This window comes from Lysinibacillus sp. DFXJR4, assembly GCF_057196045.1.
This window is the reverse complement of the sequence record NZ_JBXUNW010000019.1, coordinates 11,607-32,433: the sequence shown is the minus strand read 5'-3', so window position 1 is coordinate 32,433 and position 20,827 is coordinate 11,607. Positions and strand designations below refer to the sequence as shown.

Below are 20,827 nucleotides of genomic sequence, written 5' to 3'. Positions count from 1 at the left end.
ATTCTTACGTTTACTGCTTTGGAAAATTTATTATAGTCAAACAGTTAATAGTTGACTAAAACAATGAATTTTGAAAAGATTGTCGAAATTGTGATTTAGCTCATTGAAATAATGGACAAACAGTCTTATAATGAAGGTTGTAATGTCACCAAGATAAGATAAGGATGGAATTATGATGCGCTTTTTGCGGATTGAAGTTAACACTGTAATAACAAGTCATACGAATTGCTATCCAGCCCTTGTGACTGGTGAATGTGGAAGATATACGCTGTAACGACTGTTAAGTTTTACCTTAATGGTCTTTTTTACATGTAAGTAATAAAAAAAAGTATTAGTGATGGCAAAGGAGAGTTCAACATGTCAGAAACGAATAACCAAACACAGGCTGAGCAAGTAACTGTGAGTAAAGAACAATTAGATGTCCTAGATCAATTATTAAAGCCTGAAGTTCAAGAATCTCTTACAACTTTAGTTGAGCAATTACCAAAGTTAACTGAAATGATGACATTATTAACGAAATCATACGAGTTTGCTCAAGCTGTTGCAACAGACGAAGTGCTTAAAAACGATACAGTTGGAGCAGTAACAGAAATGGCTGGTCCTGTAGTAGGCTCTGCAAAAAACCTTGCAGCAACTGCAATTGAAGCAAAAGACCGTGCATCTGAAAGCCATGAAGTAATTGGTTTATTCGGTCTTGTGAAAATGTTAAAAGACCCTCAAGTTCAAAATGTTTTCCGTTTTGTTAATGCTTTCTTACAAGTAAGCTCAGAACGCAAAGCTAAATAAGACTCAAGGTAAATTCAATTCGTAAGGACGGAGGATTAATTAATCATGTCAAAAGAAATCGTCATCTTAGGTGCTGGTTACGCTGGCGTTCTAACTGCATTAACAGCACGTAAGTATCTATCAGCTGATGAAGCTAAAATTACTGTAGTAAACCAATTCCCAACACACCAAATCATCACTGAACTTCACCGTTTAGCTGGTGGTACAATTGCTGAAGGTGCTGTTGCATTACCACTTAAAAAAATCTTTAAAGGGTTAGACATTGATCTACAAATTGCGAAAGTAACAAAATTCAATGTAGACACTAAAAAAGTAGACCTAGATACAGGCTATACATTAACTTACGATACACTTGTGGTATCTTTAGGTAGCCAAACTGGATTCTTCGGTATCCCTGGATTAGAAGAAAACTCAATGGTCCTTAAATCAGTAAACGATGCCAATAAAATTAACAGACATATTGAAGACCGCATTAAAGCATATGCACAATCTAAAGATGAAGCAGATGCAACAATCGTTATCGGTGGAGGCGGTTTAACAGGTGTTGAGCTTGTTGGTGAAATCGTGGACAACTTCCCGAAAATCGCTGCCAAACACGGTGTTAACTTTGCTGATCTTAAAATTAAACTTGTTGAAGCTGGTCCAAAAATCTTACCAGTACTTCCAGATACACTTATCCAACGCGCTACTGAAAGCTTAACAAAACGCGGAGTAGAATTTATTACAGGTACGCCTGTAACAGGTGTAGATGGTAATGTTATTTCTCTTAAGGACCGTGAACCAATCGTTGCAAACACGCTTGTTTGGACGGGTGGGGTAGCACCACTTCCAATCGTAGGCGAATCAGGTCTTGCAGCAGATCGCGGTAAAGCAACAATCAATGAATTCTTACAATCTACATCTCACGAAGATGTATTTGTTATTGGTGACGCATCTGTTGCATTACCAGCTGATGGTGGTCGTCCACTGTACGCTCCAACTGCTCAAGTTGCATGGCAAATGGGTGAATGTGCTGGCTACAACGTATTCGCACAATACAAAAACCAAGAAATGAAATCATTCTCTGCTGTAAACTCTGGTACACTTGCAAGCTTAGGTCGTAAAGATGCTGTTGCTACGATTGGTGCTAGCAACACAGAGCTTAAAGGTCTTCCAGCAACATTAATGAAAGAAGCTTCTAACATTCGTTATTTAACTCATATTAAAGCTTTATTCGGTTTAGCATATTAAAATAAGGAATCTCCTTAAATGCAATTTGTGTTTAAGGGGATTTTTTTATGTGTAAAATACTGGGATAACATTGATTAATTATAAGAAAATGGATAAAATCAAGGAGATAGGAAATTTTGCATGGGGTGATAGGACGATGTTCACGATATTTCGATCAAAAGAAGAGGATGTTGAGCAATTTAAAAAGAAAATTGATGAATTGAATGAGACGCTGGATAAAAAGGATAATGAATTTCAACTATTTTTAAATCTATTACATAAGGATATCATTGAAACCATTGAACAGCATAATAAGGTAAATAATCAGCATGCCATTTTAGGAGAAATGGTTACTGATATTGTTGGAGAATTTAATAAAGTTGAGGTTAGCACAATTCAATCAAATAAAATTTCTGAAAACGCACTAGATAAGGGTAATTTATTAATTTCTTCCTCCAACCAAATGATGACATTATCAGTAGAAAGCAAGCAGGCTGTCCATGAAGTAGAACAGCTTATTGATGCATTAGGAGAGCAGTCTCAAAAAACATCTTTAAGCATGACTAATTTAAGTGAGCGATCAAAACAAATTGCAGAAATTGTAAATGTTATTGGGGAAATTTCAAATCAAACCAATTTACTAGCTCTGAATGCATCTATTGAGGCAGCAAGAGCAGGAGAGCATGGTAAAGGCTTTTCAGTTGTTGCTGAGGAAGTTCGCAAATTAGCTGAAAGCACGAAGACTAGCACAGAGGATATTGCAAATTTAACAAAGAAAATTGAGGAGCAAATTGGAATTGCTTACGAGGATAATAAAAATAATATGCAGCTAGTAACGGAAGGGATTGATAAAAGCACTAAAACCTCAGTAAAAATTGATCAATTACTACAAATTATGACCAATGTTCAAACTGGGATTAATGAGCTACTAGGCTCCATTAAAGATCAAAAACTATCAAACGAAGATGTTATGCATAAATTTAAGACGACAACTGCCTTATTCGATGAAACAAATCGTGTTCTAATAAGCCATATCGATGAGTCCGAAATCGTGACAAAAAAATTATTAGAAGCAGTAGAGCAAGTGAAACATTTTCCTACCGAAAGTAAATAATAAAACTTCGTAAATGAAGATATGTTTAACTCTTGAAACCACTCTAAAATTTTTAAGGAGATTTTAAAAAAGAAAGTACCCTGCAGAGCTCCTTCTAAAGTGTCTACTACAGGGTTCATTTGATTATTTAAAATCGCCAACTTTTTCTTTTAATGCGGCTAATTGATCTGGATAGTTCTTTTCAGTAATTTCAGTCCATAATTCTGCATCTTTAATACCGCATCTTTCTGGAATAAAGACTGGATCAAGGCCCATCTTCTTTTGTTCTTCATAATCTCTTAACGTAGCAATACCTGGCTTTGTTAAGAGGATAATAGCAATTAAGTTTAACCAAGCAAGAGTACCTACACCAATATCCGCAAGATTCCAAGCAGTTGAGGATGAACGAATAGTTCCAAAAAAGATAGAAATAACCAATAATACTTTTACAACAACTGCAATAGTCGGAAAGTTTTTATTGTTTTTAAATAAGTAAGCAACATTACTTTCTGTATATACCCCAAAAGCAAGCATAGTAGTAATCGCAAAGAAAAATACAGCGATAGCTACAAACGGGCTTCCTAAGCCAGGGATAAATGAGTTGATTGCCTCTTGAGCGAAAGCAGTACCAGCTTCAACTCCTGGAAGATTTTCGACTATAAATCCACCGTTAGGATGGGCAATATTGTAACTACCTGTGGAGATAATCATAATGGCTGTTGCTGTACAAACAAGTAATGTATCTACATAGACAGAGAATGCTTGAACAAGCCCCTGTTTGGCAGGATGAGATACCTCTGCGGTACCGGCTGCTTGTGCTCCTGTACCTTGACCTGCTTCATTTGAATAAGCACCTCTTTTTACTCCCCACATAATTGCATTCCCAAACACAGCCCCGAATGCAGCATTTAAATTAAAGGCAGAGCTAAAAATTAAAGCAAATATAGATGGTACTTCTTTGATATTGATAAATAAAATGATGAATGCAAGAAGGATATAAGCAGTTGCCATAAACGGTACAGCATACTCAGCAACCTTACCAACTCTTTTAATACCGCCAAAAATAGCAAATCCAAATATTGCAGAAACAATAATACCTGTGATTATTGGTGAAATACCGAATGCATTTTTTGTAGAATCTGCAATGTTAAAGGCTTGGACACCAGAGCCAGTGAAACCAGTTGCTAAAATAGTAGCGATGGCAAAAAGTATAGCAAATGGCTTGTTTTTTAGCCCCTTTTCGATATAGTAGGCTGGTCCTCCACGATATTCTCCCGCAATTTCTTGTTTCCAAACTTGTGCTAAAGCTGATTCAATATAGGCAGCTCCAGCTCCTAAAAAGGCAATGACCCACATCCAAAATATAGCTCCAGGTCCTCCGAAATAAATAGCTGTAGCTACCCCTGCGATATTCCCAATACCAACACGTCCACCTAATGCCATAGCAAAGCTTTGAAAAGATGAAACGCCATTAGCTGAATTATTTCTATCAAACAATTGTGTAATCATATCTTTAAAAAGACGTAGCTGGGGAAACTTCATAAGAAGCGAGAAGTAAACGCCAGCTCCTAAACAAAGAAAAACTAAAGCATTACTCCATATGATTCCTGCTATTTTCCCTGTTAAAGTGGCAAAATCCATATAATAACCTCATTTCTACTCAGATAAATAGGTAACAATTCAAATTGGAGAAAGTGGAAACCATTTTTGTATGAGGTTCCTCTTAAAATAAACTTTTAATTAACGTATCAATCATCATAGGCATTTCTTTAAAAGCACTATCTACATGCAACCTTTCTGTTTTTTGGTGTGCATCCTTGCCAAATGGACCGACATTTAACACAGGACCTTGTAGGGCTGTCATTTCTTTAAATGGAATACTATACGTATCCCCCCATACTGGTGTGTTCCGTTCAAATGCTAGCCACTCATTGGAATTATCTGTATAGTTCACATAGCTTAAATCACAAATACCATTAAAATAGTGAATTTGCTCCACTTCAACGTCGAAAGTTTGTGCCGTCTTTTTCATTAATTCAATCGACTGTATCACTAATGGATGATTGGATGAATTAATGGCAGGGTAGTAGGGTGGTGCATATAACAGTACCGTCGCTGGTGCTAATTCCTGACAGCGAATCATGAGCTGATCCACGATGCGAATCGATTTTTCACGATCATCCCATTCACTATGCTGCAGAACTTGCTGTTTAATGGCATGAACTTCTTCAGCGCCTAATTTATGAGTAGCGTGCTCCAATAGTGCTTCGTAGCGTAATACCTTTACGTTGCCCACACCCTGAACTTTTTCTCGTGTACAAATTTGCTGATATTGCTCATTACATGCAGCCATAGCCTGTAACGCTACTTGCTCAAAAATAGTCATGACTTCCGCAGCTGTACGCTTTAGCAAAAAGACATTGTAAAGTGCCGCCGCACGGTATGGTGTTTGTGTAGAATACTCCATTTTCAAATCTTTTAATTGTAAAGAGACTGGTAATGGTGTACTTTCACCCAAATCTGTTTCACGGAAAAGTGGGTTCCACTCCATATGCTGTGTCATATAGGAAGCAATAAAGTTAGCCGTCATCCCTTTTAATGGTTCACCTACATGGGTTTCCTTACCATAGAACAGTGCAGCTGGCATGATCTTACCAATTGTTCCTGAATAGATATATTCATTCGTATCGGATGGCCCTTGTGAAAAGGACGGTTCACTATTTAAAAATAATTTATAAGTTAAACCATGTTGTTCTCGTATTCTCACAAGCTCTACAACTGCTGCTCTCATTCCAGCAGAGTTGACTTCCTCGTCAGGAACAGCTGTCAAAATCAGATTAATGGGCCATTGCTCAAAGCTTGCTTTTTCAACCAACTGCATGTGTAATGCCAGTCCCATTTTCATATCCATTGTGCCGCGTCCAAACAAATAATTGCCTGACTCCAAATCCATTCTAGCTGCCTCTGGTAAATCTTTTTTATATTTAGGTTCCATCAACTTTTTAGTTAATTCTTCTGGATAAAAAGCTAATGGCTCTAGCTCTCCGTATTCCTCTGTATGCACTGTATCAAAGTGACTTATTAACACAACTGTTTCAGTTGCAGTTGGATGCTTATATAAGGCCGTAACAGCATTTCTTCCAAGTCCTGCATCGTGTAACTCAATGAACTCAGGATGTTTTTTATAGTATGGAAGCGTTAACAATTTTTCTTTTAATTTATAGGCGAATTCATTTTCTCCCTTTGTTAAAGTTCTGCTTTCCCAGCTAACAATTTCACATAGTAGGGCACGTAGTTTTTCAGGTGTATTCCACATATAAGTATTCATTTTATTGCTCCTTTTATAGTAGACTGTGAATTTTTTAGATATTAATTATTAAGCAAGATATTTTTGATCACTATATATTCCACTATACGAAATTTAATCTGCATAGTGGAATATAAATTATCGTAAAGGGAAAATATAAAATTGTCAATTTTAATTTTTATGAATACTTGTAATTTTCCGTACTAATTAGGTGGATTCCTATATACATATTTCATCTAGTATCTATTTAAATATTTAAAAATTAGTTAAAATTAAATGAAACTACGTTCAAAAGCAGGGGCTTTATTTTAAAGTACATCAAAGGCATGTATTGTAATTTCTTAATTATTCCCCTAACAGCTATTTTGGATCTGTAAAAGCATTAGAAAAGAGGTCAATACAGGATAATGGAAGGGAGAAAATGTAATGATTCAATCAATAGAAAGAGCAATGTTAGTCATAAATATGCTGGCAAGACATCCAAAACGTTTTTTTTCTGTGCAGGAAATTTTTAATGAAACAGAATTACCAACTAGCACAATTTACAGAATATTATATACATTAGAAAGCTTTGATTTAGTAGAGAGGAATGACAATAAAAAGGAATTTAGACTTGGCTATACTTGGTTACAGCTTGGCATGAAAATGTATCACGAAACAGATATCAGGGAAAAAGCGCATCCTCTCTTAGAAAACCTTGCCCATAATGTTCGTGAAACTATCTACTTAAGTATTGCGAAACAGTTTGCATCCATTATTATTGATCGAATTGATAGTCCTAAAAATGTTCGTATTATCGATATGATTGGCGAGAAAATTCCATATCCTATTGGAGCTCCTAATAAAGTATTGCTTGCATTTTCTAAAAGTGATCTACAGCAGCAATTTTTAAAACAGCTTAAGGAGCAGGAGAAAGAAGAATTGATTGAGAATCTGAATGGTGTGAGAGATAAAGGCTTTGCCATAAGCTTTGGGGAAAAAACAAAGGGGACAGTATCAATAGCAGCACCTATTTTTGATTCAAATAAACAACCTATTGCAGCAATTAGTGCAGAGTGTTTTGAATACGATACAGATGCTGAAAAATTAGAGAGTATAGCACAAGAGGTCATGAAAACGGCACAGCAGCTATCACATGAATTAGGATTTATATAAAAACTTTTTAATAACCATCTAGTGTCAATATGAAGCCGACATTAGATGGTTAATTTTTTTATCTACTTCCTTTTTGAATTACTGTTTCCTACTACTCACAATACCTTGATAGTAGCTTCTTTTTGAACGTTGTATCGTTAACAATAGTAGTATAACGGCGATAAACAACATCATATAGGAAGCACTAACGACAACTACACGGATTGTCATCCATTCAGCAACTAAACCAAATATAGCAGTAAATATAATAATAAAAAGAGCTTCAAAGAATCCATAAATACTTCCAATTCGGCCCATGATCTTAGAAGGAATGTTATTTTGATAAAATGTATAAAACCCTGTATTCGCAAAAGCCGTTGCAAATGACAATAGAAAGCATCCCAAAGCTGCAATAAGAAAAGTAAAGGATGAAGTAAACACTAAATAGCCTAATGCTGTTATAAGAGCCCCCATACCGATCAGCCATGCAGTAGGAATTTTTTCAACAAAAGCTGAATTGGTTAAAGAGCCAATTAAAACACCTACTCCTGCGAGACTGACTAACATTCCATATTGCCCCTCTGATAAAGCTAGTACTTGTGTTGCAAAAGCTGCCTCTAAAGAATCCGTTGCTGTCATTAAGACGACGGTAGCACTAAACAACATATAGATCATCATTACGTAGCGATTTTTAAAGCTAAAGCGTATGACCATTTGCCAATCATGCAGTAATACACGATAAAGCGATGCTTTTTCTGTATCACCATCAAATTTTTCATGGGCTTCAACATTTGGCATTTTAAAGGTTATACAGGCTGATAGAGATAAAGCAATTGCATTTAAGTATATTGCCATATTGGGTGTCCCAAGTGTAAAAAGCAAACCAGCAATAGCAGGCCCAGTTAGAAATGCACCAGAATCGAGAAGGCTACGCAATGAATTAAAACGTTTCCGTTGTGCAATAGGTATCAATTTAGTGATATAAGTCATAGAAGTTGGATGATACATAGAGCTAGCAGCTGTAATGATAAACACTAAGGCATAAATCGATACTAAGCTAGAAAAGAAAGGGAGTAAAACGATTAGTATAGATTGAAAAAGGTTTAAAATAATCATTAAATTTTTCTTATTATAACGGTCGATTAGGCTTCCTGACCAAAAATTTGTGAGCAAGGATGAGCATGCTCTGACAATATACAAGCCAGAGACAGCAAGAGCTGATTCTGTAAGCTTTAAAACAATGAGATTTAAGGCGATAAAATAGATCCATTCACCAATACTAGAGATACCAATACTACACAATAGAATGACAGGATAGCGCCATGTCTCTAAAGATTTTTTCATATAAATTCCTCCTTAAGCAAAGTCATAATTTGCAAAATAAAAAAATCCCACCCCCAAGACGATTTGTCTTAGGGACGAGATTGTGGAATTTATATTCACGTGGTGCCACCCTAGTTCGCCATTATGTCACCATAATAGCCTTTTCAGTACGGCATAACGACTTATGCTTATACTGTTCCTCTGTAACGGGAGCTCCCGTCGCACCATCATTCTATGCAGAAATCCAATGCGCTACTCCGAGACTTGTTTCAATAATTCGTTCTTACTCGTTTTCAGCATCCCGAGTTCTCTGGGAAGAACAGCCTTATTTACTCTTCTCTTCATTGTATTTTGCATATTGTAGCATAAATCTATAATTTTGGTAAAGCACTAGTTTTCTTTAGGTATTTTTTTAGCTCTGCTAATAATGTCTGACATATAATTATGGATTCTACGATGTTATTTGTTATTTCAAGAGAATGATCCGCACTTTCGATAATAGAAAGATGATGGGAAGAAAGTTGCTCGACTATTTCCTTCGAATAATGAGGATCAGCCGTTCCAATTGCTAGAAATGTATTTTTGTCTATAAGGCTTTGTCCAATATGCTCAAATGACAGCAGTGGGGTGAGAATAACATAGCGGGCGGGAAAATATAGCTGGACACTGCTGCATATAAAAATCAATAATCGGTAATGTTCCAAGTGACTTGCCTATGTATACAGCTTCCTCATAAGGTTTTGTGCGTAAAATATATTCTAGGATAGTGTTTGCTTTTTGATAAACCATATCTGATATAGCTTTTGGATCCTGTTCAAACTGCTGTTGCTCAAATGTATAGCACACCTGTACAACATCATAGCCCAGCTCTAGCATTAATTGAGTAGAGTAATAAAGAAGCGGCCTGTCATAGGTATAGCCCGTGCCAGAGAACATAAAGCAAACTTTGTTACTCGTATTATCAAAAAAATTGTATGGGATATTATTGTATTGAGTTTTTCTTTGTTTAACTTTCATAAAGATTCCTCCTTATCATACCAAATGGTTGAAAAATCAATATACCCTAAGTAATTAAAGTTTAATTCTAAAATATCATGAGCAAAAGGTATTTCATCAATATTTGTAAATAATGGTATCAAAATTGCTTCTTCCATTAAATAGTTGTTTAGAGCATCATACAGTAATGGCCATTCAGTTTTTGAAGCACATTTGAATTGGTTAAGTATATTGCTAAAATATAAATCATCTTTGCAGACTTTATAAATAGGAGAGTCTGGGCTGAACATAGCCTGTAATTTATGAAAGGCTGTTGGAATAGATACAACATTCGTATACACAAATACATCATGATTAAGCTGTTGTAGACTATATTTAATATATTGAGATAGTGTTAATGTATCCACTTGTGGTTGAAAACCATATCGTTTAAAAGATGAAACTAATAGTTGGTTCAATTTGCTCTTTCTTTTAGAAACAGCAATTTTTAAATTTTCATTTCTACATAGTGTTGGAATACTACTACTAAAATAGCTTAAATGATTTTTTAAGGATGAATCCTTTTGAAGCAATGTAAATAAATGCTTATGTATGATGTTTTTTAAGTGCTGTCTTTGAGCTTTAGTTGAACAAACCTCTGTGTTTTTATTTAATATAATGGCACAAATCCCATTTTGGATATTCATCTTTTTATGATGAATAGAAGTAGAGAAATTTGTTTGAAAAAATGAATTTAAGGTTTTGGGTAGTAAGTTTAATTCCACTGTTTGCAATAAAGCCTTCATACCAAAATAATTATCATAAGCTTTTAATATAATTTGATCGTCTGTATATGTAGAAATTGCAAATGAACCTGTTCCGTAAACGACATTATCTTCAATTTTATAAATACTTGATTGAATATCGGTCAGTAAGTCTAGCACGTATGTGCAAGATTCCGAAAGAATAATATCTATTGTCCACGTATCCACGATTGTGATTTCTTGAATAGGCTTCCATAGAGGAAGGTGAAGTAATTGGCATAAACACCATGCGACGTCTTTTGCTGTTAGTAAATCACCATTGTGGAAAGTAACATTTTTTCGCAGATAAAGACGCAATTTTTGATCATTCATTTTCCAGTGATGAGCAAGAGACGGAATAATAGCACCATTAGTATCTGCTTCGACCAGACGATTTGTAATATTGGATAAAAGTGCGGCACTATAAGCATCATTCACTTGATTGGGTTGAAGATTATAAATAGGGTGATAGATTGGCACTATCAATCGTTCATTATATAGGATGTTATTTGTAATATTTTGTTGATATAGTTGCTTTAAGCTTATAGCTAGAGAATCTGTTAAATGGGGAAATGCAAATAACTCTTCCCAATCCATCATCGTCATTACTGAAATATGAGGTTTCATAGCATCTACAATCATTTTTTCAATATCCTGGTGCCATTGAATTTTGGATAAGTGTCCGCGTCCATTTCCTGCTTGATAAGTTAGCCAATTGTGTTGCTGAAATAATTTAAGATAACGATTTAATTGCTTCGTACTAATATGTAGTAAAGCTGCTAATTGCTGTTGATTGAAAGTGCTACCTTTTTGATGGCAATAAAGTGAAAGTAAATAGAAAAGTGTTTTATTTTTTGAAAGAAAGGTGGACATTTACTATCTCCTTTTGTCTCTTTTTATAAAAAATATTCTCTTTTATAATGTTACCATAACAAGGAGGGGACATTTATGAAGGCTGTGATTTTGAATGAGTTTGGCTCTGCTGATGTTTTGCAATATGTAGAATGCCCAATACCTAGTATAAGTTCTGGGGAGGTATTAATACGTACAACCTACACAAGTGTAAATTTCGCTGATATTAAAAACAGAACAGGGAATAAGGCTAAAGCAAATTTCCCAATGATTTTAGGCTTAGATGTAGCAGGGGTAGTTGAAAAGGTTTTTGATGAGAGTAGTATGTTTAAAAAAGGAGATCTTGTTATTGCGTTTCCGAAAAATGGAGCCTATGCGGAATTTGTAGTGGCAAAGGAGCAGCTAGTATTTCGTATCCCTAATGGTGTGCCAGTGGAGAAGGCAGCCGCAGCTCCAACAGTTTTATTTTTATCCTATCTGTTGACACATCAAATTGCGCCAATTCAAAAAAGTGATGCTGTTTTAATTCATGCAGCTTCTGGTGGAGTAGGGACAATGCTTATTCAAATGGCCAAAAATCTAGGGGCAAGAAAGATTATTGGGACGGTTAGTAAAATGGATAAAGCAAGTATTGTTTATAAGCTTGGTGCACATCAGGTGTTAACCTATAAGAATTTTAGCGAGCAAGTCAATGACTATACAGATGGACTAGGTGTAAATATCATTTTTGATTCCATTGCGGGCCATATAACGGAAGAAAGCTTAAGCTGTTTAGCTCCATATGGTACCCTTGTGCAATTTGGGAATAGCGGTGGTAGAGCTGGGCAAGTCATGACCTCAGATTTACATAATAGCTGCCGGAATATCAAGGGCTTTAGTCTAGGAACTACCCGAAAGCTTAAGCCTGAGTTATTGCAGCAGGTTGCCCAAAATATTTTTACTATATTAAAGAATGAGAGCTTCCAAGTACCAGTTGCTAAAGTTTTTGCATTAGAGGATATGCAAGAAGCGCATAAGTTAATGGAAAGTCGTCAGCATCAAGGAAAGATTTTAATAAAAATATAAAATATGTCAGCCCTCTGTAGGATGATTGTACAGAGGGCTGATTGTTTTTATTTTCCATCAGTGACGGTCAAGATGCCACGTTGAAGCATACCGGCAAATCCAGCCATAGCCCTATGTTCAGCAGCCTCGCCTACGCGTGCATACGCGACAATTACGGATGAGCCGTCATTGGCCTCATTTGCTAAAAAAACAGTTTCGCCTGTAGTTCTAACAGCCTTGTCCAATGCTATTAGAAAAGCCGCATCGCCATTCCAAGAGAGGGTATATAAATAACCGGTAGAGCTATCAAGATGAGCAGAGCGCAATTGATCAATCTCTGTTCTAGTGTACCCTTGCTCTACAACTGCAAGAATGGTTTCCTCTTTTAATTGCTCACCTGTAAAATCTGCTGGCTCACTTATTTCATAAGCCTTCATGTCAGGCTGAGAATCAAAAGTATTTCTATAAAAATTATTTATTTTTTGTGAATCATTGATTAAGCGACAATCGGGTATGACTCCCGTAGAGCCAGTATAAGCAATCCCATGAGCTAACCAAGCTAAGCCCATACCAACATAGGCATTATATCCTGATGAAGGGAAAAACTTGCGACCTGAATTTATAGTTACTAAGCCACCTATAGCTACAGAGGCCATTGTGTCTGAGGGGTCCAAGGTAGACCACCTGTCCATCACGTATGTTCCATATTTATATAAAACGTCATATTTTGGGTAATCGGTAGCGGAAGCATGACTTGACAAAACATCTAAATATAAACCAAGACCCCCAACATGCAAAATAGGGCCATTGACGGCGAAATTGGCAAATTTTTGATTTCTCCAGCAATCAACAGTGTCCTCTAAAGCATTGAAACTTGGATTTGCTGTGCTATCCATCCAAGAGGCAATTTGATTGGCCAAAGATTCTGTTGCATGCAGTAGACGGTTTTGGTCGATAGTATCCAAATCATTGTAAACATGCTCGTAAGCTATTACTAAGCCTGCTAACACAATACCACCAGATGGAGAGCCTCCTAAAGTAGCATTGCTAAATAAAAGTGATTCACCGGAGGCATTCTGTAATTCTTCCATAGCAGTTAAGGTAGCTAAAATGGCTATTTTCACCTGTTCCTTTATGGAAGGGGCCTTATCGTATAAACTTGCTAAAAACTGTAATTGATTGCCCAAACGCTGAAAGCGAAGATTAACTTCTTGACCATTACTTCCAGAACGAATGGCGGCTACTTGTGAATAATTTTCATTATAGGAACAGCCCTCAGGGAAATGCTCATTAAAAAATCGGATAGCTTCATCTGATGTCAATTTTGTTGTCATGATTTCACTCCTCGATAGTAATTTGAAGGTAAAAAATCTTTTTCATATCATCTATTAATTCAACATATTAAGTTTTTCAACGATTCTTCGTTTTCGATAGAGCATAATTCCTGTTTCAGATACATCTTGCATCATCCCCTTATTAGCATAGGCACCGAAAATCATTCCCGCAATAGGAATCATCTGAAATAGCTTCTTCCAGCCTAGCTGATCTCGATACGTAAAGAATACTTCCTGCCAGCCCTGAAGCTGTGAAACCATGTTTTCTGATGCATGATTTGTATCATGCATAGAAGAAAGCTCCTTTAATATAGCCTCCTTGCCCACGATATCAGCAGAAGTAAATTGTAGGCATTTCACAATAAAAATACGCTCCATTTTATCATTTGGATCATAGCCATGAATAATGGCGATTTCTTGTAAGGTTTTTAAAGCCATTCCTAAAATAAATGGGATATCAATGGCCAATGTAAAGATACCGCCAAAGCCAGTAGAAGCACCTTGCACAGTTGCTAATTTCACACGTTCTTCCTGTAGCTTGTCACTAAGAGCAATCATATCCTCTAAAGGCATTTGTCCAATATCGGAAATATCAAAAATATGCTGAAACGAAGAAGTGCTACGGATTTTTTGCATCATGGCCTGTTCATTAATTAAATATTTACCGCCAGATTGAACATAGCTCCCTAATTCATCGACAAGTAAGGCTATCTTATTTTGAAGAAAAGAAGGAGTCATCTTGTCTAAAATTTTAAATGGAATACGTCCAAGTTTCTCCCAAAACCATAAATCCTTTTGATCCTTTTCCCAAGCTTGAATTTCTTGCAAAAGCTTTTCTAATTGCTCTTGATTATCCATTTTGTTGATTCCCCTTTGTTATGCATTATCCTGCATAAAACGGACAGTATGACCACCACTTCAAAAATTAAGAGATGAACTGCCAGTGATAGCTCGATTTGTTTAACTACCATTCAGTAGAGATGAGGAAAATCTTTACTGAATGAAGTCTTCTTTATTTACAATACGAGGAAATTCGGTAAAAGGTTTCGATAGTTTAGTGAAATTTTAACTAGCTTTACGTTTGACGTGTTGTAGTTTTGCTTAATCCAACGAAAAAAAGATTCAATGCTTTGTGTCCTAACTAACAGTATACATGAGAATCTCTCTTTTTTAGCATTATTGGTAGAAATTAGATAATAAACACGCGTGGTTATCTTATAATAGAAGAAAAGAAGAAGTTATCTTGTCTAAAATTTTAAATGGAATATGTCCTAGTTTTTCCTAAAATCATAAATCCTTTTGACGCTTTTCCCAAGCTTGATTTTACTTATTCTACTTAGAATCTTTAATATGTATAGTTAGATAAGGCTTATTTAGATTAATATTTTCAAAGCTAATATTCCAACTATCTTTTTGTTTTTCATACTGTATTTTTGTTAAAATTGGGAAGAAATAATGTTCTTCAGTAAGTTTGTCAAGCTCAATAATAGCTTTTTGAATAACTTCTTTTTTTGTTAAATTTGTTCTTTGTCTTTCTTGCTCTTCTATAACAAACTTTGTGGCAGTAGCTTGTCCTGGGTACGATAAAAAGGAAGCACCACTCCAAACATGCAAATAATCCCCGATTTCAACATCTTCACTTTCCTCTGATGAAAACCAAATGGCATCAAAGATTTCATTGTTGTGTCCATCCTTAGATTTTGGGGATTCACTCACTACTAAAAACTTTCCTTCTTGTAAAGCTGTTACATAGCCAGAAATGGAAGAAGAGGAGTAATCCTCGATTGTTGTTGTTGGATTGGAGCATCCGCTTACGACAAGTAGTATTATCAATACAAAGTATTTTTTCATACAGACACCTCTTTTATTTTAGCAAAGTTGTATTAAATTGGAATTTAGATAAAAGGTCATTTTCTAATACTTTCATTGGATATAATAATATTTTAAAGATTGTCTAGTTCAATAAATAAGCAATTTCTATAAAACATAACGCTTCATGAACTATTGAATCGCTTACCAGATAGACGCAAGTAAAGCGATACCTTCTTGAATCTGTTCAAGTGTTAACCCACCATAGCCTATGATGACCATTGCATCTTGAGAATCTTGTTGATAAGAGGTTGAGCACGGATAGACAGCAATTCCAACTTGCATGGCTAGCTGTATGGCATTTTGCTCGGAAAGCCTTGATGGTAATCTCACAACAATATGAAGCCCTGACTTTTCACCAATCACCTTGAACTCTTCTGAAAAATGGGTATGTATAGCTGCAAGTAATACCTGTTGCTTTTTACGATAAATCGTACGCATTTTAGCTAAATGCTTATCAAATAAACCCTGTGCAATAAACTCGGCTAAAGCAAGCTGATCGATTTTTGACACAACCGATTTTTGATCTTGATGAAAAAGCTGGTAATCATTTACTAATGAATGAGGTAAGATCATATAACTTATACGCAGAGATGGGATTAGCGTTTTAGAAAACGTGCCAAAATAAATTACACGCTGAAGCTGATCCATTTTCGCTAATGAGGGAATGGGAAGCCCCTTAAAGCGAAATTCCGAATCATAATCATCCTCAATAATAAAGGCCTCTTTAGATGTAGCCCATTGCAAAATAGCAGCGCGGCGCTCAATAGGCATGACCATTCCAAGTGGGAACTGATGTGCAGGCGTAGTGTATAACAAGTTTAGAGATTCATTCGGGATTGTAATACCTGATTGATCAACAGGAATAGCGTGGGTGAACAATCCACATTGCTGTACTGTTGAACATACCCGTTTAAAGCCAGGGTCCTCTATGCCCACATGTGATTTTGAGCCAAAGAAATGGCATAATGCTTGAAGCTGATTTTGCGTACCACTATAAACAAACACCTGTGATGCCTCACATTGCACACCTCTTGAACGTGCCACATAGCGTGCAATCTCTTCTCGCAATGTCCATTCACCTTGCCACGGACTAATTGTTAAATTTTCCATATTCAAGTGTTTTTTCAACAACTTATGCCAGCTTGCAATAGGGAAAGCAGTTTTATCCACATGCCCGTTGTGAAAGTCATATTTGATCGTATGAGAGTTTGCTGTTGATGCTGAGGAGGAGTGATCCTGTAAATGCTGATTCCATTCAAATTCAAAGGGAGCTATAAAATAGCCTAAGCGTTCCTTACTATAGATGTAGCCTTCAGCTAGTAATTGTTCATAGGCCTCCTGTACCGTATGGATACTAACATTCAATGTTTTAGCAAGAGCTCGTTTGGAAGGAAGCTTATCCTGGGCACAAAGTTTTTTGTTGATGATAGCTACTTTGATTTCTTCATAAATTTGAACATATTTTGCTGTATCTTTAGTAAATGAAATGGAAAGTTCCATTATGCACCTCGCCTGGTATGGTGTGTTTTTTTACTTTTGGTTCTATCTATCATATCAAAATTGCCGTTTAATAGTTAAAAAAGGAGTGAAGCCTCATGAATTTTATTGCATTAGAAAATGAAACAGTCTTATTAAGACCACTGGATAAAGGGGATGTACAGGGTATTTTAGAGGCTGTCAATTTTCCAGAAATATGGCTGCACATGTCTACTGCTATGGAAAATATAGAGGATGTGAATGGCTTTGTGGATCATGCCTTAGCGACGAAAGAGAAGAAAACAGAATTTCCATTCATCATTATAGATAAGGTATCTGGACAAATTATCGGTTCAACTAGATTTATGGATATAGATGATAAACATAAACGGCTCGAAATAGGCACAACATGGCTGATACCAGCTTATTGGAGGACCGCTATCAATACAAATTGTAAATATTTATTATTACAATATTGTTTTGAAATCTTAAAATTGCAACGTGTACAAATTAAAACCGACCATGAAAATTACCGTTCTCAAAAGGCAATTGAACGTATTGGAGCAATAAAAGAGGGTGTTTTACGTAATCATATGATTCGTAAAGACGGTACGATTCGCCATACAGTTATGTACAGTATCACAAAAGAGGATTGGCCAGAGATTAAAACGCATTTACAGAAATTATTGGTTTATTCTCCTATTAATTAGGAAAAATATAGTATTTAATTACGCTATATATCTATTTTTATCTGAAAAAGTGTTGAAAATAAAGTAGAAGGGTAGAATACCTAAAACTTGAAAGAGGGTAATCTACTTGAAACCAAAATTGACACTAAGGCAAATTTACGGTAATCATGCTGTGTATACACCAAGAACGCCATACAGTGATAATCCCTGGATGATGGATGATCCACATAAACTAGACGCCTTAACATCTAGGGAAGTGGCAATAGCAGATATACCTGTGTTAGTACATCGTGCTACGCAAACAGGAAAAGCACAAGAGCTTCATGAATTGGCAGGGATACCATGGGTGGAACAGCCTTATAGTTATGAAACACAAGAAGAGTATATTGCACAAGTTCAAGCTTGGTGTGAGGAGGGGAAAACCATTGTCTGCCAATATATTCATGATATGGAACATATGAATCGGGATTGTTATTGGATGGATGCAGAGAAATTTAATGAGCTAAATACAAAAGCATATATTGATCATTTAATTGATAGTAAATTTGTTCCTAGTCGTTTAAATGTGGAAACGTATAGACTGTCAGATGCTATTAAAAATTGGCAGCCACCCGTCGTATTGAAGCCCGGTGATGATTCTCCCACTTCCGGAGGGTATGGGGTCATTATTTGCCAAAACAAAAATGAGCTCACAGATGGGTTACGACAGTTTCGTATGACTGGTACGGAGAGCGTTATTATTGAGGAGCTATTACAGACAAAGGATAACTATAGCTGTCAGTTTGTACATTCGGAAGAGCTAGGTATTCAATTTTTGGGAGCCTCTCAGCAAATAACGGATGATAATGGTATCTATGAAGGAAATATCATCATTGATAAAGTACCGAAAAAGGTTATCGAGGTGGGACGACATATTATGGAAAGAGGAGTAGCGGAAGGCTTTGTAGGAGTAGCAGGCTTTGATTTAATTGTTACCGAGGCTGGAGACGTTCAGGCAATAGATTTGAATTTCAGACAGAATGGCTCAACCTCTATGCTAATGTTTCATGATGCATTGGGCAAGCCTATTAATAAATTTGCCTCCTATGTAGCTCAAAGTCCTCAACAAAATGAATCCTTTTATCAAACAATCAAAAAATTCATAGCACAAGGAGTCCTATTTCCATTATCCTTTTATGATGGGGACTATTTTCCTGAGTCTGTTGAATCGAGATTTGTGGGAATCTGGTATGCTGATACATTAGAGAAAATTGAAACATTTGAACGTGAATTGTTATATTAGAAAAAGAATGGTCATTAGTCGACCATTCTTTTTTTATAGATAAATGCTGTGATTATCCAAGCAAAAATTGACCATACAATGATTGTAACAATCGGGATGATCACATCTGTTGCTGAATAGCTTCCCTCTAAAGCCTCTGCTAATAGGACCAACTGGGAGCTTGGTAACCATTCCATAAATTTCAAAGCTGGGTAAATTGTTGATAATAGTGAAGCATAAGAGCCTAATGGGAAAATTAGAATAACAGGTAGGATGATTATTGATCCTTCCATAATAGACTTCGCAAATAATCCACACAATGTTCCAAGTGCAATATAGAACACAGATGAAAGCATTAAAGCAATAGCTATGATGAATATGTTGGCAGGATTATAGCCCACAAGAAAAATAGTGATTCCCACTACTATCATTGTCATAATAAAGACAAACAAGCTTTTACCAATTAAAATATCTCCAAGTGAAGCAGGAGAAAGCATTAAATTACGAAGCGTATTTTTTTCTTTCTCCTCAGCAATTAAACAGCATTGTACATAGGCAGTCACCATAGAAAAGCTTATATTAATTGGTAGAAAATACTCGCTGATAGAAGAGATTCCAGTTTTGTTATAAAAAAATGCTAAAACAAATGGTACAAATATCATAAGAGATACTGCATAGTTCCGTGAAAACTCCTTATAATCCTTCATAAAAATAGCCTGAATACGTGTCATTGAAATGTTCATACTAAATCACTCCCTGTTATTTGCATAAAAATATCACCCAGTGTAGGTTCGTTTGTATAAATACGAGAAACTTCGTTAGATTGCATCCATTCATACAATTTTGATGCATCTTCTGAGCCATTTTGAATAACGGCAATCTCACCATTTTTTAATTCGACTGTGATAGATTCATCGCCAAATTTCTTTTTCAATTCTTTAGGTGAGCCCATTGCCCGAATTTTTCCTTTGTGTAAGAAGGCTACACGATCACAAAGTATTTCTGCTTCACTCATATCATGAGTTGTTAAAAAGATGGTAGTTCCCATTTCATTTAATTTACGTAAACCATTATAAATATGCTGTGTATTAACAGGGTCGAGTGCGGAAGTTGGTTCATCTAAAAATAATAAATCGGGTTTATGCATGATTGCTCGTGCAAGTGTTACTCGTTGAATCATGCCTTTAGAAAGCTGACTAACCTTCTTTTTACGCTCAGTATATAAGTTAACAAAATCCAAAGCCTCTTTTACAGCTGTTTTAGATAATTGGTATAAATCACTATATAGAAGTAAGTTTTCCTCGATTGATAATCTAGTATACAAACCGCTATTATCTGTTAAAATGCCAAAGCGTTTACGATTTTGGCTTTTTTTCATTTCTTTTGCTGGACGACCAAATAATAATACATCCCCATCTGTTTTGTCTGTTTGTGCAGTTAGTATTTTAATAGTGGTTGTTTTTCCAGAGCCACTCGGTCCTAAGAATCCAAATATTTCCCCTTTTTGAATTTTAAAGGAAACATCCTGTAAAGCTGTTTCCTTTTGAAAGATCTTTTTTAAATGTTGAACTTCAATCACTGCGTTCATGTGTTAACCTCCTGTGTGTTGTTGATATCTAAACTATAAACAACAATCAAAAACACAACAGTAAATTAAAGGTGAAAGGCA

18 protein-coding genes and 1 other annotated feature are annotated in these 20,827 nt (G+C 35.8%); of the genes, 7 read left to right on the top strand and 11 right to left on the bottom strand.

What is annotated here, in order from left to right; translation table 11 throughout:
- Positions 1-357: 357 nt before the first annotated feature.
- The 3 genes from AC2CGN_RS22480 to AC2CGN_RS22470 all read left to right on the top strand — a co-directional run bounded on the left by AC2CGN_RS22480 (position 358) and on the right by AC2CGN_RS22470 (position 3,109).
- Complete coding sequence (locus tag AC2CGN_RS22480; protein ID WP_205446557.1) at positions 358-786, top strand: helical membrane plugin domain-containing protein; 429 nt, start codon at positions 358-360, stop codon at positions 784-786.
- Between the two features lie 45 nt (positions 787-831).
- Positions 832-2,016: an NAD(P)/FAD-dependent oxidoreductase gene (locus tag AC2CGN_RS22475; RefSeq protein WP_283870443.1), complete on the top strand. Its 1,185-nt coding sequence runs from the start codon at positions 832-834 to the stop codon at positions 2,014-2,016.
- A gap of 70 nt (positions 2,017-2,086) precedes the next feature.
- On the top strand, positions 2,087-3,109 hold the full coding sequence (locus tag AC2CGN_RS22470; RefSeq protein ID WP_484516359.1) for a methyl-accepting chemotaxis protein: 1,023 nt from the start codon (positions 2,087-2,089) through the stop codon (positions 3,107-3,109).
- 123 nt (positions 3,110-3,232) lie between these two features.
- Here AC2CGN_RS22470 and AC2CGN_RS22465 read toward each other — a convergent pair whose 3' ends face one another.
- Together AC2CGN_RS22465 and AC2CGN_RS22460 are read right to left on the bottom strand one after the other, a co-directional pair.
- Complete coding sequence (locus AC2CGN_RS22465; protein ID WP_484516358.1) at positions 3,233-4,729, bottom strand: alanine/glycine:cation symporter family protein; 1,497 nt, start codon at positions 4,727-4,729, stop codon at positions 3,233-3,235.
- Between the two features lie 82 nt (positions 4,730-4,811).
- A complete protein-coding gene (locus tag AC2CGN_RS22460; protein ID WP_286924510.1) occupies positions 4,812-6,416 on the bottom strand; it encodes a M20/M25/M40 family metallo-hydrolase in 1,605 nt (534 codons plus the stop codon).
- Positions 6,417-6,821: 405 nt separating this feature from the next.
- Here AC2CGN_RS22460 and AC2CGN_RS22455 point away from each other — a divergent pair, with 405 nt between their 5' ends.
- A complete protein-coding gene (locus tag AC2CGN_RS22455; protein WP_286924509.1) occupies positions 6,822-7,550 on the top strand; it encodes an IclR family transcriptional regulator in 729 nt (242 codons plus the stop codon).
- Positions 7,551-7,628: 78 nt separating this feature from the next.
- Here AC2CGN_RS22455 and AC2CGN_RS22450 read toward each other — a convergent pair whose 3' ends face one another.
- The 3 genes from AC2CGN_RS22450 to AC2CGN_RS22440 all read right to left on the bottom strand — a co-directional run bounded on the left by AC2CGN_RS22450 (position 7,629) and on the right by AC2CGN_RS22440 (position 11,503).
- A complete protein-coding gene (locus AC2CGN_RS22450) occupies positions 7,629-8,873 on the bottom strand; it encodes an MFS transporter (RefSeq protein WP_484516355.1) in 1,245 nt (414 codons plus the stop codon).
- Between the two features lie 67 nt (positions 8,874-8,940).
- Positions 8,941-9,206: a binding site (T-box leader), on the bottom strand.
- A gap of 255 nt (positions 9,207-9,461) precedes the next feature.
- A complete protein-coding gene (locus tag AC2CGN_RS22445; protein WP_484516353.1) occupies positions 9,462-9,869 on the bottom strand; it encodes a hypothetical protein in 408 nt (135 codons plus the stop codon).
- On the bottom strand, positions 9,866-11,503 hold the full coding sequence (locus AC2CGN_RS22440) for an ABC transporter substrate-binding protein (RefSeq protein ID WP_484516351.1): 1,638 nt from the start codon (positions 11,501-11,503) through the stop codon (positions 9,866-9,868). Before AC2CGN_RS22440 ends, AC2CGN_RS22445 begins: the two co-directional genes overlap by 4 nt.
- Before the next feature lie 75 nt (positions 11,504-11,578).
- Here AC2CGN_RS22440 and AC2CGN_RS22435 point away from each other — a divergent pair, with 75 nt between their 5' ends.
- Positions 11,579-12,547 carry a quinone oxidoreductase family protein gene (locus AC2CGN_RS22435; RefSeq protein WP_484516349.1) on the top strand — a complete coding sequence of 323 codons (969 nt, stop codon included), beginning with the start codon at positions 11,579-11,581 and terminating at the stop codon, positions 12,545-12,547.
- 47 nt (positions 12,548-12,594) lie between these two features.
- Here the strand turns inward: AC2CGN_RS22435 and AC2CGN_RS22430 are convergent, their stop codons facing one another.
- The 4 genes from AC2CGN_RS22430 to pdxR all read right to left on the bottom strand — a co-directional run bounded on the left by AC2CGN_RS22430 (position 12,595) and on the right by pdxR (position 17,232).
- Positions 12,595-13,860: a hypothetical protein gene (locus tag AC2CGN_RS22430; RefSeq protein WP_484516347.1), complete on the bottom strand. Its 1,266-nt coding sequence runs from the start codon at positions 13,858-13,860 to the stop codon at positions 12,595-12,597.
- Between the two features lie 54 nt (positions 13,861-13,914).
- Positions 13,915-14,718, bottom strand: coding sequence for an EcsC family protein (locus tag AC2CGN_RS22425; RefSeq protein WP_484516345.1), 804 nt, complete (start codon positions 14,716-14,718; stop codon positions 13,915-13,917).
- 474 nt (positions 14,719-15,192) lie between these two features.
- Positions 15,193-15,711, bottom strand: a complete 519-nt coding sequence (locus AC2CGN_RS22420; protein ID WP_484516343.1) for a DUF3221 domain-containing protein — start codon at positions 15,709-15,711, stop codon at positions 15,193-15,195.
- A gap of 162 nt (positions 15,712-15,873) precedes the next feature.
- Positions 15,874-17,232, bottom strand: a complete 1,359-nt coding sequence (pdxR, locus tag AC2CGN_RS22415) for a MocR-like pyridoxine biosynthesis transcription factor PdxR (RefSeq protein ID WP_484516341.1) — start codon at positions 17,230-17,232, stop codon at positions 15,874-15,876.
- A 95-nt stretch (positions 17,233-17,327) separates the two neighbouring features.
- Here pdxR and AC2CGN_RS22410 point away from each other — a divergent pair, with 95 nt between their 5' ends.
- Positions 17,328-17,918, top strand: a complete 591-nt coding sequence (locus AC2CGN_RS22410) for a GNAT family N-acetyltransferase (protein WP_484516339.1) — start codon at positions 17,328-17,330, stop codon at positions 17,916-17,918.
- 106 nt (positions 17,919-18,024) lie between these two features.
- Positions 18,025-19,179 carry an L-aspartate--L-methionine ligase LdmS gene (gene ldmS / locus AC2CGN_RS22405; protein ID WP_484516337.1) on the top strand — a complete coding sequence of 385 codons (1,155 nt, stop codon included), beginning with the start codon at positions 18,025-18,027 and terminating at the stop codon, positions 19,177-19,179.
- A 14-nt stretch (positions 19,180-19,193) separates the two neighbouring features.
- Here ldmS and AC2CGN_RS22400 read toward each other — a convergent pair whose 3' ends face one another.
- Positions 19,194-19,901: an ABC transporter permease gene (locus tag AC2CGN_RS22400; RefSeq protein ID WP_484516335.1), complete on the bottom strand. Its 708-nt coding sequence runs from the start codon at positions 19,899-19,901 to the stop codon at positions 19,194-19,196.
- The gene (locus AC2CGN_RS22395) at positions 19,898-20,746 is read right to left on the bottom strand and encodes an ABC transporter ATP-binding protein (protein ID WP_484516333.1); all 849 of its coding nucleotides are present in this window, start codon (positions 20,744-20,746) and stop codon (positions 19,898-19,900) included. The genes AC2CGN_RS22400 and AC2CGN_RS22395 overlap by 4 nt, the downstream gene beginning before the upstream one ends.
- Between the last annotated feature and the right edge of the window lie 81 nt (positions 20,747-20,827).